This window comes from Anabaena sp. UHCC 0253, assembly GCF_009712085.1.
Classification (GTDB): Bacteria; Cyanobacteriota; Cyanobacteriia; order Cyanobacteriales; family Nostocaceae; genus Dolichospermum.
Genome location: NZ_VILD01000004.1, coordinates 314,860 through 333,041, shown reverse-complemented (window position 1 = coordinate 333,041; position 18,182 = coordinate 314,860). Strand labels below are relative to the sequence as shown.

General features: G+C 35.8%; 5 protein-coding genes. All 5 read left to right on the top strand.

Annotated elements, in window-relative coordinates:
* The 5 genes from FJR38_RS13270 to FJR38_RS13250 are packed head-to-tail and all read left to right on the top strand — an operon-like array spanning position 1 to position 18,182.
* On the top strand, positions 1-6,402 hold the full coding sequence (locus FJR38_RS13270) for a non-ribosomal peptide synthetase (RefSeq protein ID WP_168537511.1): 6,402 nt from the start codon (positions 1-3) through the stop codon (positions 6,400-6,402).
* Positions 6,403-6,420: 18 nt separating this feature from the next.
* Positions 6,421-10,968 carry a non-ribosomal peptide synthetase gene (locus FJR38_RS13265; RefSeq protein WP_168537509.1) on the top strand — a complete coding sequence of 1,516 codons (4,548 nt, stop codon included), beginning with the start codon at positions 6,421-6,423 and terminating at the stop codon, positions 10,966-10,968.
* 20 nt (positions 10,969-10,988) lie between these two features.
* Complete coding sequence (locus tag FJR38_RS13260) at positions 10,989-15,629, top strand: type I polyketide synthase (RefSeq protein ID WP_168537507.1); 4,641 nt, start codon at positions 10,989-10,991, stop codon at positions 15,627-15,629.
* Positions 15,626-17,137 carry a condensation domain-containing protein gene (locus tag FJR38_RS13255; protein WP_168537505.1) on the top strand — a complete coding sequence of 504 codons (1,512 nt, stop codon included), beginning with the start codon at positions 15,626-15,628 and terminating at the stop codon, positions 17,135-17,137. Before FJR38_RS13260 ends, FJR38_RS13255 begins: the two co-directional genes overlap by 4 nt.
* 16 nt (positions 17,138-17,153) lie before the next feature.
* Entirely contained in the window at positions 17,154-18,182 is a 1,029-nt protein-coding gene (locus FJR38_RS13250; protein WP_168498221.1) for a TauD/TfdA family dioxygenase, read from the top strand.

Below are 18,182 nucleotides of genomic sequence, written 5' to 3'. Positions count from 1 at the left end.
ATGCAAACTCAAGTAATTAGTGGCTTTCAACTTGCTCCTCAACAAAAAAGACTGTGGCATTTACAGCAAAACAGTTCTGCGTTCTGTTCTCAATGTAGTATTTTAATTGACGGTAATCTCCAACCAGAAATACTGGAAAATACTATTCATCAACTTGTCAATCATCATGACATTTTAAGAACAAATTTTTATTCCTTACCTGGAGTGAAAACCCCAGTTATGGTATTTGTCGATCAGAGTTCATTTAATGGGGAATATTTCGATTTCCGTGATTTATCTCAGGAAGATATTTCTGAGAAAATTCAAGAATTATTTTGGCAAGCAAGACAGGAATATCAAAATATATCTCAAGATTTACCACTGCGGTTATGTTTAATAAAACAATCAGAAAATCAGCACATTTTAATTATTTCTCTACCTGCTTTATGTGCAGATAATAGAACAATCAAAAACTTGGTTAATCAAATTAGTCAAGGTTATGAACAATTTTATCAAGGTAAAGAATTTACTGTAAATTCTGTGCAGTATGTCCAATTTTCTGAATGGCAGAATCAATTACTTACAGATGAAGATGCAGAAGAAGGAAGAGCATATTGGCAACAACAAAGAATTAACTCTTTATCAGCATTAAAATTACCTCATGAACGACAAATAAACAATGAGCAATTTGTTACTGAGCGTTATCAATTAGTTATTAGTCAGGAATTATTTACTCAAATTGATGAATTTGCCAAAAAGTATGATATAACGCCTGATATTATATTACTAGCTTGTTGGCAAATATTGATTTGGCGACTTACAGGAGAATCAGAAATTGTTATTGGTACAGCAGCTAGTCGCCGTGAATATGAAGAACTTAATGATGTACTTGGCTTATTAGCAACTTGGCTACCAATTAAAACTAAATTTACCCCCAATTTAAACTTTATAGAAGTATTAGCAGCAGTAAAAAAAACATTAGAAAATGCTACTGAATGGCAAGATTATTTTGTACCTGAAGCGGTGGAAAATGATGGTTTGATAGCGTTTCCTATCGGTTTTGAATTTAATAATATTTCTGTTCAAAACTCTCATGATACAGAAGTTAAATTCACCTTACAGGAGATATACAGCGTTATTGAACCTTTCAAAGTTAAACTATCTTGTACACAACAAAATCATAGTTTAATGGCAGAGTTTTACTATGATATTAATTGTTTTTCTCAATTAACAATTCAAAGATTAGCGAAAAGTTTTCAAACATTATTGATAAATATTATTAATAATTCTGATATCCCTATCAGTCAATTAGGAATACTCAGCGCCAGTGAACGCCAACAATTATTAATTGAATTTAACCAAACAAAGGCTGATTATCAACGTGATAAATGTATTCATGAATTATTTGCAGAACAGGTAGGAAAAACACCTGATCAAATTGCTGTGGTATTTGAAAATGAAGAAATCACATATCAAGAATTAAACTGTAAAGCTAATCAATTAGCGCATTATTTACAGAAATTGGGAGTAAAACCAGAAGTAATAGTAGGAATTTGTGTAGAGAGAAGTCCCAAATTTATTATTTCCTTATTAGCTGTTATTAAAGCTGGTGGTGCTTACCTGCCATTAGATCCTAATCTTCCCCCAGAAGCCTTACAATTTCGCTTAAAAAATGCTAAAGTATCAGTTTTGATTAGGGAACAGGAAATAGAAAATAGAGAACAGTTTCTAAATATTCTAGAAGTAAATTTAGAGAATGATTGGAAAATTATTTCTCAAGAAAGTACAGATAATCCTATTAACAATGTCCACCCAAGAAACCTAGTTTATATCATTTATACTTCCGGTTCAACAGGTAAACCTAAAGGTGTTGCAGTTGAACATCAACAATTACTTAATTACCTATATGGAATATTGCCAAAGCTAAAACTTCCTACTAATGCCAGTTATGCAAGCGTTTCTACCTTTGCCGCAGATTTAGGTAATACCGTCATTTTCCCTTGCTTGTGTAGTGGTGGCAGTTTGCATATTATATCTTGGGAACGGGCATCAGATCCGGCTGCATTAGCTGATTATTTCCGCCGTCATCCTATTGACTGCTTGAAAATAGTTCCTTCTCATTTATCAGCTTTGTTAAGTTCCCAGTGTTGGGAAATTGTACCCCGTCAGTTACTAATTCTTGGTGGTGAAGCTGCTGATTGGAATTTGATTGAGAAAATAGAAAAAAATGCGCCCCATTGTCGAATTATTAATCACTATGGTCCCACAGAAACTACAGTTGGTGTACTCACCTATTTAGTTAGTGGAAAAAATCAAGAAGCGGCAACAGTTCCTATCGGTAAACCCCTGGCTAATACCCAAGTTTATGTATTAGATAAACACCTCAAACCAGTTCCTTTAGGAGTAGTGGGAGAACTGTATATTGCTGGTGAATCTTTAGCCAGAGGTTATTTCAATAGTCCTGAATTAACTAATGAAAAGTTTATTAATCATCCTTTCAGTGATGGTAAACAAAGATTATATAAAACAGGCGATCGCGTCCGTTATCTATCCAATGGTAATTTAGAATTCCTTGGTCGTTTTGATGATCAGGTGAAAATTAGAGGTTATCGCATTGAATTAGGGGAAATTTCCACAGCTTTAAGTCAACACCCAGCAGTTAAGGAAAATGTAGTTATTGCTAGGGAAGAAACATCAACAGAAAAGCGTCTTATTGCTTATATAATTCCTACATCTCATGCAGTATCGAATCATGAATTCCGCGACTTCTTAAAAGCAAAGTTACCGGAATACATGATACCTGCATTCTTTGTCATGCTTAAATCATTACCTCTCACCGCTAACGGTAAATTAGACCGTAATGCTTTCCCTGCACCAGAAGAAGTAGTCAGCAGAGAAACTACCTTTATTGCTCCTCGTACTCCTGTAGAAGAAGTATTAGCAGGTATTTGGGGACAATTGTTAAGAGTACCACAGGTAAGTATTAATGATAATTTCTTTGAGTTGGGTGGACATTCCTTACTAGCTACTCAGGTAATTTCTCGCATTCGTACCACTTTTAATATAGAAATTCCCTTACCACAACTGTTTGAATCTGCAAATTTAGCAGCATTAGCAGCGCAAATTGAAATAGCAATGCGGGGTGAACAACAGGAAATTAAAACTATTACCTCCGTTTCTAGAAATCAAAATTCACCTCTATCTTTTGCTCAACAAAGATTGTGGTTTCTTGACCAATTTGAACCAGGTAGCCCATCTTATAATCTACCTAGATCAGTTCGTTTACAAGGGAAACTGAATATCAATGCACTTTCATCTAGTCTCAACGAAATTATGAGACGACATGAAATTTTGCGGACAAGTTTTACAATATCTGATGGGCAACCAATCCAAGTTATTTCTCCCTCAGTAAACTTAAAATTACCAATAGTAGATTTACAAAATATTCCCCAAAAACAGCGAGAGGCGGAACTATACCGACTCGCTAATGAAGAAGCACAAACCGGATTTGATCTCACCCAAGCACCATTATTAAGAGCGAAACTGCTGCAATTGGATGTAGAAGATTATGTAATTTTATTGACTCTACATCATATTATTTCTGATGGTTGGTCAACAGATATCTTAATTAAAGAAGTAGCCGCACTGTATACAGCTTTCTGTGCTGGTAAACCTTCTCCTTTGCCACAATTACCTATACAATATGCTGACTTTGCAGTTTGGCAAAGACAATGGTTAGAAGGAGAAGGATTAAAAAATCAACTTGCTTACTGGCAACAGCAATTATCTGGTGAACTCCCGATATTGCAATTACCTACTGATCGTCCTCGTCCCTCAGTTCAAACTTATGCTGGAAAAACTCTATCATTTGTCCTGCCAGCAAGTTTAAGTGCAGGATTAAAAAATCTGTCAAAGCAAGAAGGTGTCACTTTATTTATCACCCTGTTAGCAGGGTTTAAAACTTTACTATATCGCTACACAAGTGAGACTGATATATTAGTTGGTTCGCCTATTGCTAACCGAAACAGAGCAGAAATTGAAAATTTAATTGGCTTCTTTGTTAATACTTTAGTATTGCGGAGTAACTTATCTGGTAATCCTACTTTTCATGATTTACTCAAACAAGTGCGGGAAGTATCATTAGGGGCTTATGCTCATCAAGATTTACCATTTGAGAAATTAGTAGAAGAAATACAACCAGAACGTAATTTAAGCCATAATCCTTTGTTCCAGGTAATGTTTGTGCTGAAAAATGCACCAATAAGGCAATTAGAGTTACCTGGATTAAGGGTAGAGCCTTTAGAAAGTAATAGTACAACAGCGAAGTTTGACCTGACTTTAGTTATAGAAGATGTAGAGCAGGAATTAATTACTAAATTTGAATACAATACAGATTTATTTGATGAATTAACTATTTCGAGGTTGGCTGCAAATTTTGAAGTTTTACTCACAGGAATAGTTGCTAATCCTCAGCAGCAAATTGGGGAGTTACCTTTATTAACCACTACTGAAAAACAACAGTTGTTAGAGTGGGGCGAGGGTGAAATCAAGCTACAACCAAAATTGTGTTTACATCAATTATTTGAGGCGCAGGTGGAGAAAACGCCTGATGCGGTGGCTGTGGTATTTGAGAATCAGCAATTAACTTATCGAGAACTAAACAATAGAGCAAATCAACTTGCACACTACCTACAAAAACTGGGAGTAGAACCAGAGGTATTAGTGGGGATTTGTGTAGAGCGATCGCTCGAAATGGTAATTGGACTTTTAGCAATTCTCAAAGCTGGCGGTGCTTATGTCCCCCTAGATCCAGCCTATCCCAAAGAACGGTTAAGCTATATGTTGGCAGATGCCCAAGTTTCAGTGCTGTTAACCCAAAAACATCTATTAGAAACATTACCCGCACATAGCGCCCAAACGGTATATCTAGACCAAGATGAAAATTTATTCCTCACCCAAAGCATAGCTAACCCAATTAGCAATGCTACATCTGAAAACTTAGTTTATGTGATTTACACCTCCGGTTCTACAGGTAAACCCAAAGGTGCAATGAACACTCACAAAGGCTTGTGTAACCGTTTACTCTGGATGCAAGATACATATCAACTAACAGCCAGCGATCATGTTTTACAGAAAACACCTTTTAGCTTTGATGTTTCAGTCTGGGAATTTTTCTGGACTTTGTTAACAGGTGCGAGTTTAGTTATAGCTAAACCAGGTGGACATCAAGATAGTAGATATTTAGTTCAACTGATTGCTCAAGAAAAAATTACTACACTTCACTTTGTCCCCTCAATGTTGCAAGTCTTTCTAGAAGAAACAGAACTAGAAAAATGTGGTAATATCAAACGCATAATTTGTAGTGGCGAGGCATTATCTCTTAACACTAAAAACCGCTTTTTTAACCGATTAAATGCCGAGTTACATAACCTTTATGGTCCAACAGAAGCTTCAATTGATGTAACTTATTGGACTTGTCAAGCCAATAGCAATGAGAAGATAGTTCCTATTGGTCGTCCAATTGCCAATACACAGATATATATCTTAGATAAACATTTACAACCTGTTCCTATTGGCGTAATTGGTGAGTTACATATTGGTGGCGTGGGATTGGCTCGTGGTTATTGGAATAAACCTGAACTCACTCAAGAAAAATTTATTTCTAGTCCATTTGAATCAGGAAAGTTTTTATACAAAACAGGTGATTTAGCCCGTTATTTACCTAATGGTATTATTGAATATCTAGACCGTATTGACTACCAAGTGAAAATTCGGGGTTTCCGTATCGAATTAGGTGAAATTGAATCAACCTTAAATCAGCATCCAGATGTACAAGTGAATCTGGTGATAGTACGGGAGGATAAACCCGGTAATCAACATTTGGTAGCTTATATAGTGAGCAAATCACAGCAAGAAATTAATACTATTGAACTTCGCAGTTTTTTACAAGATAAACTACCCAGTTATATGCTACCAACGGCGTTTGTCGTATTAGATAAACTGCCTTTAAGCCCCAATGGAAAAGTAGACCGTCAAGCTTTACCTGCACCAGAAATAGGTTTTGAAGCAAATCAACAACAGGTATTACCAAGAAATCCAGTTGAAGAACAAGTAGCTAAAATTTGGGCTGAAGTTCTCGGTTTACAGCAGATTAGTATTGACGACAATTTTTTTGAATTGGGTGGACATTCTCTGCTGGCAACTCAGGTAATTTCCAAAATTCGCCAAACCTTCCAAGTTGAACTATCTCTACGTCGTTTCTTTGAGTTACCAACCATTGATTCATTTTCTCAGGAGATTTTGAAAGCCCAAGAGCAACAAGCTCAAAAGCCAATTATGACACCCCAACGGATAGCCAGAGAAACACGTTGCATCAAGTTATCCTCTCTTCGGTCAGGTTCTAATAACTCGCAGTCTAAATAAAGGAATATTTAAATTACCATGACACTAAAAACTTGCCAAGACCAAAATTTTATAGACACTACAGAAATAGAAGTGTACGTTTTTCCGGCATCTTTTGGACAAAAGCGGTTATGGTTCTTAGATCAGTTAGAACCGGGAAGTCCTTTTTATAACTTGCCTTTTGCTGTGCGATTGCAGGGTAACTTAAATGTATCTGTACTAGAGCAAAGTTTTCAAGCAATTATAAAACGCCATGAAGCTTTAAGGACTGCGTTAATAACAGTGGATGAAGAACCTGTACAAGCGATCGCTCCTGAAATCACCTTCACCATACCAATAGTCAATTTAGAATATTTACCCGAATCAGAGCGAGAAACTCAGGCATTAAAAATAGCGACAGAAGAAGCCCAAACTCCATTTATCTTGTCAGAATATCCCTTAATGCGGGTAAAACTTCTGCGACTTCATGAGCAGGAACATATACTATTATTAACTGTCCATCATACGGTTTTTGATGGTTGGTCTATCGGGATATTATTAAGAGAATTAGCGGCAATTTACACCAACTATTCCGCAGGTCAACTTTCTCCATTACCAGAATTACCACTTCAGTATGCTGACTATAGTGTGTGGCAACAAGAATGGTTGCAAGGAGAAGTTTTAGAACAGCAATTAGCTTATTGGCAACAACAACTGGCTGATATTTCGCCATTACAATTACCAACTGATAAACCTCGTTCAGCACTGCAAACATATCAAGGAGATACTTACTCTTGGCAGATACCTCAAGATTTAACTAACGCTTTGGAAGGTTTGAGTAAAAAAGCAGGGGTGACAATGTTTATGACCTTGTTGGCTGCTTTTAATACCTTACTTTATCGCTATACAGGTCATGAGGATATTGTAGTTGGTTCGGCGATCGCTAACCGTAATTGGGCTGAAAGTGAAGGGATTATTGGCTTATTTGTCAACACTTTGGCCTTGCGGACTCAAATCAATGGTAATCCTAGCTTTGAGGAATTGCTGAATCAGGTTCGAGACATTACTTTAGGTGCTTATTCCCATCAAGATTTACCCTTCGAGAAATTAGTAGAAGAACTGCAACCAGAACGAAATTTAAGCAATAACCCATTTTTCCAAGTATGGTTTGCGCTGCACAATCTCCCAATACCAATTATGCAATTAGGGGATTTAGTCCTCACTTCCATCAAGGTTAAAAAGGGTACATCCCAGTTTGATTTAAGCTTAGATATAAGTATAGGCGAGCAAGGATTAACAGGAAGCATCGAGTACAGTACAGAGTTGTTTGCATCAGGCACAATTGCTCGGATGGTAGAGCATTTCCATACTTTACTTTATGGTATAGTTGCTAATCCCCAAGCCAAGTTATCAGAGTTACCGTTGTTAAGTGAGGCGGAAAAAGATAAATTATTTGAGTGGAATAACACACAGAATAACTTGATAGAATCATGTAGTTTACATGATAAATTTGAAGCACAAGTAGAAAAAACACCAGATGCCATTGCAGTTATTTTTGCAGGTGAATCACTGACTTATAGAAAACTCAACCACAAAGCCAACCAACTAGCTAATTATTTACAAAACTTAGGAGTAACTGCTGAGACTTTAGTGGGAATTTGTATGCACAGATCCCTAGAAATGATCATTGGTATTCTGGGGATTTTAAAAGCTGGGGGAACTTATGTCCCACTTGATCCTATTTACCCTGTTGAGCGTTTGGGGTTAATGCTTCAAGATGCACAAGTTCCTATTTTATTAACTCAAGAATCTTTAGTTACTCAACTACCAAAACACAAGGCTAAAGTTGTTTGTTTGGATAAAGATTGGGAAACTATAGATTCTTATAATTGTCAATATATTGTTCATGATTCATCCTTAGCTTATGTGATTTATACTTCTGGTTCAACAGGAGAACCCAAAGGAGTTTGTTGTCACCATCTGGGTGTTCTTAACCTACTAGCAGACTTTGAAAATAGACAATCTCTAACAGTTAAAGATGCTTGTAGTTTATGGACGAGTTTAAGTTTTGATGTTTCAGTTTATGAAATTTTTTCAGCCCTTTTATTTGGGGCAACTCTGCATATAGTACCGGAAGAAATTCGTGCCGATAGTCAAGCTTTTATTCACTGGCTGCATACTTATAAAATTACCAGTGCTTATATTCCACCATTTATGCTGCCTGTTTTAGCAAATTGGCTAGAAGAACAATCAGAAAAATTGGAATTAACAAGGTTATTGGTAGGGGTAGAACCGATACTAGAGCAAACTTTAATAACAATTAGCGATCGCATTCCTGGATTACACATTATCAACGGCTATGGTCCCACAGAAGCTACTATCTGTACTACACTGTATTCTGTACCAAGCCAGCAGGAATATCAGCGATACACACCCATTGGTAAACCTGTAAATAATACCCAAATTTATCTACTTAATCAGCATTTGCAACCTGTACCAATCGGAATTCCTGGTGAAATTTATATTGGTGGTATTGGTTTAACAAAAGGCTACTTAAATCGTCCTGAACTCACCAGCGAAAAATTTATCTCCAATCCTTTTGACCAATCAAAATCAACTCGCTTATATAAAACTGGTGACATCGCTCGCTATTTACCAGATGGGAATATAGAATTTATTGGTCGCAGTGATTACCAAGTCAAAATTCGTGGTTTTCGCATTGAGTTAGGAGAAATCGAGTCAGTTTTAAAACAACATCCATCAGTACAAGATACAGTTGTAGTTACACGAGAAGATATAGCCAATGATAAGCAATTAGTCGCTTACCTAGTCCCCCAAACTTCCAAGAGCGATAATTTTGAAACTGAGTATGTCTCAGATTTACAATTACTTTATGACCAATTCTACAGTTGGCAATTTTCCGAACAAGACTCTTCAATCAACTTAAGAGTTTGGACAAGCCGTTATACAAATCAAACAATACCAGAAGCAGAAATTATTGAATGTGTTGAAAATACAGTGGAACGTATTCTCGCACTTCAACCTCAACGCGTCCTAGAAATTGGTTGTGGTACAGGTTTAATCTTGTCCAGAGTTGCGCCTCATTGTGAGCATTACTGTGGTGTAGATATTTCCCAAACGGCTCTACAATATTTACAGCAACTATTAGCAAAACGCCAACCAGAACTATTACCTAAAGTCACTCTTATACAGGGAATAGCAGACCGATTAGAGGGGATAGAAGCAGAATCTGTTGATGTAATCATTCTCAATGAAATCATTCAAAATTTCCCCAGCATTGATTATTTAGTCAGTGTTCTAGAACGTGCAGTCAAAATCCTGAAACCTAGTGGTTGTATTTTTCTTGGTGGTGTGAGAAGCTTACCACTTTTAGAAGCTTTTCATACAGGATTACAACTAAATCAAGCTGAAGCCGACCTGACTGTAAGTGAGTTGAGAAAACGAATACAAGATTCTTTAAAAGCAGAAAATGAGCTAGTTATTACTCCTAATTTCTTCACAACTCTACAACAATATCTGCCGCAAATTGGTGAAGTGCAGATGGAATTGAAAGGAGGTAGTTATCATAACGAACTGACAAAGTTTAAGTATGATGTAATTCTTCGTCTCGGTTATCAGGTTGAGAACACAGAGAACCAGTCCTGGTTAAATTGGCAGCAGCAAGCATTGACAGTAGAAAGTATTCAACAAACTTTACTGATTAATCAACCTAATACCCTAAAAATTGCCAACATTCCTAACGCTCGTGTAGCTGCTGAAATTAAAACCTTGGAGTTACTTGCAACGGCTGATGAAGCTATTACAGTTGAACAGTTACGAGCAAGTTTGACGCAAATTCCCTCAGAATCTGGTATTGATCCTCAAGATTTTTGCGTCATGGCTGATGCACTTGCTTATAAAGTCAAAATTAGTTGGACAGAAAACAGTAATGATGGTTATTACAATGTAGTTTTTTGCCAACAAATTCCCGCATATAATTCAGGACAAAACAATCAGGTAATAGTTTTAAATACCCCTGTTAATCCTCAATCTTGGGGTGTTTATGCCAATAAACCATTACAGCAAAAGCAGGAATTAGAATTCATTTCACAACTGCGGAGTTTTGCCCAAAGCAAATTACCAGAGTATATGGTTCCGCAATTCTTTGTTACCTTACCAGCTTTTCCTTTAAATCCTAGTGGAAAAATAGATCGTCAGGTACTACCTGCTCCCGAACAAACTGTTAACAAAAGAGCAGATAAATTTACCTCGCCTCGCACTTCTATTGAAAAAACAATTGCAACAATTTGGACTCAAATTTTGGGTTTAGAAGCAGTGAGTATTTATGATAACTTTTTTGAAATTGGTGGACATTCCCTACTGTTAATTCAGGTACATAATCAATTAAAAGAAATCTGTCCTCACACTTTAACAGTAATGGATATGTTTAAATATCCAACCATTAGTGATTTAGCAGAATTTATAACTAGCGACCATACTGATAACCAAATATTTAACGATGAGCAAAAAACCATAGACAACCATCAAGTTACTAAAAATAAACAAAAAGAACGTCGTCAAAAAATGCAAAAGATTCGCAATATTTAAGGATATTTAGAGGTAACATAATGACAGACTCAGTAGAAAATTACAACTTTCATGGTTCAGAAATAGCCATTATTGGTATGAGCGGACGTTTTCCCGGAGCTAAAAATGTTGATGAATTTTGGCAGAATTTAAAAAATGGCAGTTGTTCAATTTCCTCTTTCACCAAAGAAGAATTATTAGCTGCTGGTGTAGATGCTAAATTATTGAATAATCCCAATTATGTAAAAGTCGGTGGGATATTAGCTGATGCTGAATTCTTTGATGCTGAATTCTTTGGCTTTAACCCCAAAGAAGCAGAAGTTACTGATATTCAACATCGCGTTTTTTTAGAATGTGCTTGGGAAGCCTTAGAAAATTCTGGTTACAGTTCTGAGAATTATTCCGGTTTAATAGGAGTTTATGCTGGTAGTAACTTAAATGGGTATTTACTTCATATTTATTCCCATCCCGAAATACTTAATTCTGTAAATTCTCAACAAATAACCATCGGTAGTGACAAAGATTATTTAACTACAAAAGTTTCCTATAAATTAAATTTAACTGGACCTAGTTATACAATTCAAACAGCTTGTTCCACCTCATTAGTTGCTGTTCATTTAGCTTGTCAAAGTTTACTATCTGGAGAATGTGATTTAGCTTTAGCTGGTGGAGTTGCTATTAATGCTAAACGTAAACAAGGTTATTTATATAAAGAAGGTGGCGTTAATTCTCCCGATGGATATTGTCGGGCTTTTGATGCTAAAGCCCAGGGAACTGTAGGAGGTGAAGGTGTAGGTATTGTTGTTTTAAAAAGATTGGAAGATGCTTTAAATGACAAAGATACTATTCATGCCATTATTAAAGGTTCTGCCATTAATAATGATGGTGCGAACAAAGTCAGTTACACTGCACCGCGAATTGAAGGACAAGCAAAAGTAATTAGAACCGCCCAAATAGTCGCGGAAGTAGAACCGGAAACAATTACTTATATAGAAGCACACGGTACAGGTACATCTTTAGGTGATCCTATTGAAATAGCAGCCTTAACTCAAGCTTTTCCAGCAAGTACAGAGAAAAAAGAATTTTGTGCTGTAGCTTCCGTCAAAACCAATATTGGACATTTAGACGCAGCCGCAGGAATAGCAGGTTTAATCAAAACTGTTTTAGCTCTCAAGCACAAACAAATACCGCCTAGTCTGCACTTTGAAAAACCAAATCCGCACATTGACTTTAACAATAGTCCTTTTTATGTCAATACTGTTCTCAAAGACTGGGAAGTTAACGGTATTCCCCGTCGCGCCGGTGTCAGTTCCTTTGGTATTGGTGGCACTAATGCCCATGTAATTTTAGAAGAAGCTCCCCCCGTAGAAACCGTTACATCTGCTCGCAACTGGCAACTTTTGATACTTTCAGCTAAAACCCCCACAGCCTTAGAAACAGCTACCGCAAATTTAGCAATTCATTTACAACAAAACCCACATTTAAATCTAAATGATGTTGCTTATACACTACAGATAGGACGTAAAATATTTGACTATCGGCGGCTGTTAGTTTGCCAAAATTCTGAGCAAGCAGTCCAGTTATTAACATCAAAAAAAGGGGTATTAACCCATCATCAAAAGTCCTGTAAGCCTTCGGTAGTGTTCATGTTTCCCGGTCAGGGAGCGCAGTATGTCAACATGGCCGCGGAACTTTATCAAACAGAATCCGTATTTGCTAACCATATTAACCGATGTGCTGAATTGCTAAAACCCCATTTAGGCTTAGATATACGTGAAGTTATTTATCTAACAGATAGCAAAGTAGTATCACGGTTAAATGAAACAGCTTTAACTCAGCCAGCATTATTTGTCATTGAATACGCCTTAGCGCAACTATGGATGAGTTGGGGCGTGCATCCAGAAGCCATGATAGGTAACAGTATTGGTGAATACGTTGCAGCTACCCTCGCTGACGTTTTCTCCTTATCCGATGCTTTGATGCTGGTAGCACATCGAGGAAAACTCATGCAGCAGTTACCGAAAGGGGCGATGCTTTCCGTAGCAATACCAGCTTCCAATGTAAAAAATTTATTAGGAGATGGACTTTCTCTAGCTGTGAATAACGCTCCTTCTGCCTGTGTAGTAGCGGGTACAAATTCAGCAATTGCAGAGTTACAAGCAAAGTTACAAGCACGAGGAATAAATTGCCGACTATTGCATACTTCCCATGCGTTCCATTCTTCGATGATGGAAGCTATCATTAATCCATTTATTGAACTGTTAGCAAAAGTTACTTTTAATCCTCCCCAAATTCCTTTTATTTCTAATGTTACTGGCACATGGATTACTACAGAACAAGTCACAGATCCTCATTATTGGGCTAAACATTTACGGCAAACTGTCTTATTTAATGAAGGCATAATTGAGTTAATTAAACAACCACAAAGAATTTTATTGGAGGTTGGACCAGGAAGAACTTTGAGTAGTTTGGTAAAGCAACATCAAAACCAGGAAATAGTTACTTTAACTTCCGTCAGTCATCCTCAAGAAACACAGTCAGATGTTGCTTTTATTCTCACTACTTTAGGTAGACTTTGGCTATTAGGAGTTAAAATTAATTGGTCTGGTTTTTATGGACAAGAACAACGTTTTCATATTCCTTTACCTACCTATCCTTTTGAACGCAAACCCTATTTAATTTCACTCAATAAACAGACTGGAATTCCAGTTAATAATGAGGAAAAATTAGATATTTCTAAATGGTTTTATACTCCCACTTGGAAACAGTCTTTACCAGTTATAATTTCTCAATTGGGTACAAAGAATTCCTGTTATTTAGTATTTGCTGATGATTGTCAAATAGGTTCAGCAATAGTCAAGCAGCTAGAGTTAGAAAATCAAAATCCTATTAGTGTATTGGTAGGTGAGCAGTTTGCCAAAATCGGTACAAACGCTTATACAATTAATCCCCAAAATCCAGAAGATTATCATGCGTTAATTGTTGATCTTCGATATCAGAATTTAATTCCCGATTGTATTTTCCATTGTTGGAGTATTACACCCAATGCTAACCTGAAAAAAGGTAGTGAGTTTTTTAACAGATGTCAAGAGTTAGGTTTTTATAGTCTGTTGTTCCTAACTCAAGCTCTTGATAAACAGCTTATTAATCAGCCTCTGAAACTCATCACTGTTACCAACAATTTACATGATGTTACAGGGAATGAAAAATTAGCTCCTGAGAAATCCACAATTTTAGCTGCCTCTCAAGTAATTCCCCAGGAATATATTAATATTAGTTGTCAAAATATTGATATATTAATTAGTGATTCAGATAATCAAATTGATGCTAGAATAATAGATAAATTACTAGCAGAAATAACAAGTAATAGCACAGATTTAATAGTTGCTTATCGTGGTCATCATCGCTGGGTAAAAACCTTTGAATCTGTGAATATAGCTGAAGCTGAAAATAAAATCAGTCCATTAAGACAAGAAGGTATTTATTTAATTACTGGTGGACTGGGTGGAGTTGGTTTAGTTGTAGCAGAATATTTAGCGAAGACAGTAAAAGCCAAACTAATTTTAATCAGTCGTTCTGGTTTACCAGACAAAAATTTATGGTTACAATGGTTAGACAACCATGATCAAGAAGATAGTATTAGCTGCAAAATTCGGCAATTACAAGCATTAGAGAAACTTGGTGCTGAAGTTTTGGTGATTAGTGCTGATGTGGCTGATGAAGGGCAAATGCGGCAGGCGATCGCACAAGCTACTCAACATTTTGGAAAAATTAATGGTGTTATTCATTGTGCAGGAGATTTACAAAAATCCATTTTTCAACCAATACAAGCAACAACTATTAACCAATGCCAAAAACATTTTCAAGCTAAAGTAAATGGCACTTATGTATTAACAAAACTTTTCCAAAATCACCAACTAGATTTTTGTATCTTCACCTCATCTCTAGCTGCTATCTTAGGAGGGTTAAACTTTGCAGCCTACTCAGCAGCTAATATATTTATAGATGCCTTTGTCCACCAACAAAACCAAATTAGTAACGTTACTTGGAGTAGTATTAACTGGGATGGTTGGCAATTTTCACCCACTACAGAAACAACTAATAGTATCACCACCACAGAGGGACAAGAGGCTTTTGATACAATTTTCAAACTCAATCATATTCCCCAAATTTTAGTTTCTACCACCGACTTAAATCTACGCATTTATAAATGGTTAGAACTGCAAAATATTAAATCTCAATCAACTCAAGAAAATAATTCTCTAGGAAAATACTCTAGACCAAACTTACTTAATGCCTATATTCAGCCTCAAACTGAAATTGAACAGATTATCACTAATATCTGGCAACAGATTTTAGGTATTAATCAAATTGGCATTCATGATAACTTTTTTGAATTAGGTGGACATTCACTATTAGCTACTCAACTTATTGCCCACCTGCGCCAAAAATTACAAATTGAAATTCCCTTACAACAAATATTTGCTAGTTCTACCATTGCTGAACAAGCTGCGGAAATTGAAAGCATCAAATCTCAAATATCTAACCTGAAAATTGACACAATTACCAAAATAAATAGAGAAAATGCCCCTGATATTTCTGTAGCCATTGATAAATTTACAGATGCAGAAATTGATTTACTTCTCAAACAATTAGCAACCTTAAATTATGTGCAGTTATGAACACAACCTTTAATGAAATATCCCAACTTAATCCAGCAGAAAAACGCGAAATATTAGCCCAAATATTGGAAAACCAAGCTATTAAACCTCAGTATTTCCCTTTATCCTTTGCTCAACAAAGACTGTGGTTTGTAGAACAAATACAACCAGGAAATTCTAGTTATAACATTCTGTTAGCTATCCGGTTACAAGGAGCGTTAAATGTAACCTACCTAGAAAAAAGTTTTCAAGAAATAATTTCACGTCATGAAATATTACGAACTAGCTTTATTGCTGTCAAAGGTGAACCTCAGCAAGTTATTTACCCTCATTTACCGCTAAAATTAGTAGTTTTCGATATTCAAGAACTACCCGCATCAGCACAAGAACAAGAAATCACAAACTTAGTTTTTCAAGAGTCACAACAACCTTTTGATTTAACTCAAATTCCTTTATTGCGAGTGAAAATTTTACAACTCAATCCTCAAGAATTTGTATTAGTTTTGACTATGCACCATATTATTACTGATGCTTGGTCAATAGAAATATTTGTGAAAGAATTAATTACACTTTATCAAGGATTTTCTGATCAGCAACCTGCAAATCTACCAGAATTACCAATTCAGTATGCAGACTTTGCTGTTTGGCAAAGAAAGCATTTGACAGGGAAAGTATTAGAAAATCACTTGAATTATTGGCAAAAACAACTAGCTAATAATTTACCAGAATTAAAACTACCAACTGACTATCCACGTCCAGAAATACCTACTTATCAAGGAGCAAAAAAGACTTTAGTAATTAGTCAAGATTTTACTGAAAAAATTAAAAAGGTCAGCCTTCAGTTAGGCAGTACCATATTTATGACGCTGTTAGCAGCATTTGAAATTTTATTACATTATTATAGCCATCAAGAAGAAATTGTTGTGGGCATTGATGTAGCCAATCGTAATAGAGCCGAAACTGAAAGATTAATTGGCTTTTTTGTCAATCAATTAGTATTACGAATATCTGTAGCTGAAAATCCAACTTTTCAGGAATTATTACAACGGGTAAAGTCAGTTACTTTAGATGCTTTCTCTCACCAAGATTTACCTTTTGATTTACTTGTCAATACTTTTAACCCCAAACGTAGCCTCAATACTTCTCCATTTTTTCAAGTAAAAGTAGTTCTAGAGACTATTCATTCTTCATCTTTGGATTTTCCAGAATTAACAATTAATCCTATTGCAAATCCTAGTATTCAAACTCAACTAGATTTACTGTTGAGAATAAAAGAAACAACCCAAGGGATCATTACTAATTTAGAGTACAGTACAGATTTATTTGCTGAAGCTACTATTACCAGAATGATGAATAATTGGCAAGAAATTTTAAATCAAGTCGTTGGCAAACCTGATTTAAAATTAGCAACATTAATAAATGAGTTAAAAACAGCCGATTTACAACAAGATAAACAAAACAAAGTCAAGCACCAACAAGAATTTCAGCAAAAACTTAAAATAGTCAAACGAAAAATTAGCACTAATTAATACCAATATATAAACCATGAAAAAACTAGAAATAAAAAATCTCCAGCGTCGAGTTGTAAATTCACAATTACAAGCATTAATCACGACGGAAACTTTTAATCATAGTGAAAGTCTACCTTTAGTGATTAAACCAATAGTTGATCACATTGACTTACCAGATTGGTTAATTGTCAATCAGGATTTTATTCATAAGCAACTACTCAAATATGGTGCTATTCTCTTTCGTGGCTTCAATATTGATACACCATCTGCATTTGAGAAATTTGGTTTAGCTATTTGTCAAGAACTTTTCCACGAAAATGGCGAACATCCCCGCGAAACAGTCAGCGGAAAAGTTTACACTCCAGTATTTTATCCGGCTGATAGAAAACTGTTATGGCATAATGAAAACTCTTTTAATCATCAATTTCCCTTAAAAATTATGTTTGGTTGTCGGCAACCAGCACAGCAGGGAGGAGAAACACCAATTGTTGATAGTCGTCAAGTTTTTCAATTAATAGATCCGAAAATTCGTGATATATTTATTGAGAAACAAGTTATGTATGTTCGCAATTATGGTGATGGATTAGGGTTAGATTGGCAAACAGTATTTCAAACCCAAAATCAGGCAGAAGTTGAAAAAAGATTCTCGCAAAATGCGATCAAATTTGAATGGAAATCAGAAAATCGTCTGCGGACTCTTTCTATTCGTCCGGCTGTAATTAAATATCCTCAAACCAGAGAATTATCTTGGTTTAATCAAGCTCAACATTGGCATCCTGCTTGTTTAGATCCGATAACTAGAGAAACACTATTTGCATCTTTTAAACCAGAAGATTTACCCAGAAACTGTTACTACGGTGATGGTACTCCCATTGAAGATTCAATCATGGAAGAAATTTGTGGAGTTTATCAACAATTAGAAGTAACTTTTCCTTGGGAGAAAGGAGATGTTTTACTACTTGATAATATTTTAGCAGCCCACGCTAGAAACCCCTTTATGGGTGAAAGAAAATTATTAGTAGCTATGGGTGAAATGACAAATTATACACAAATTGGATATTAA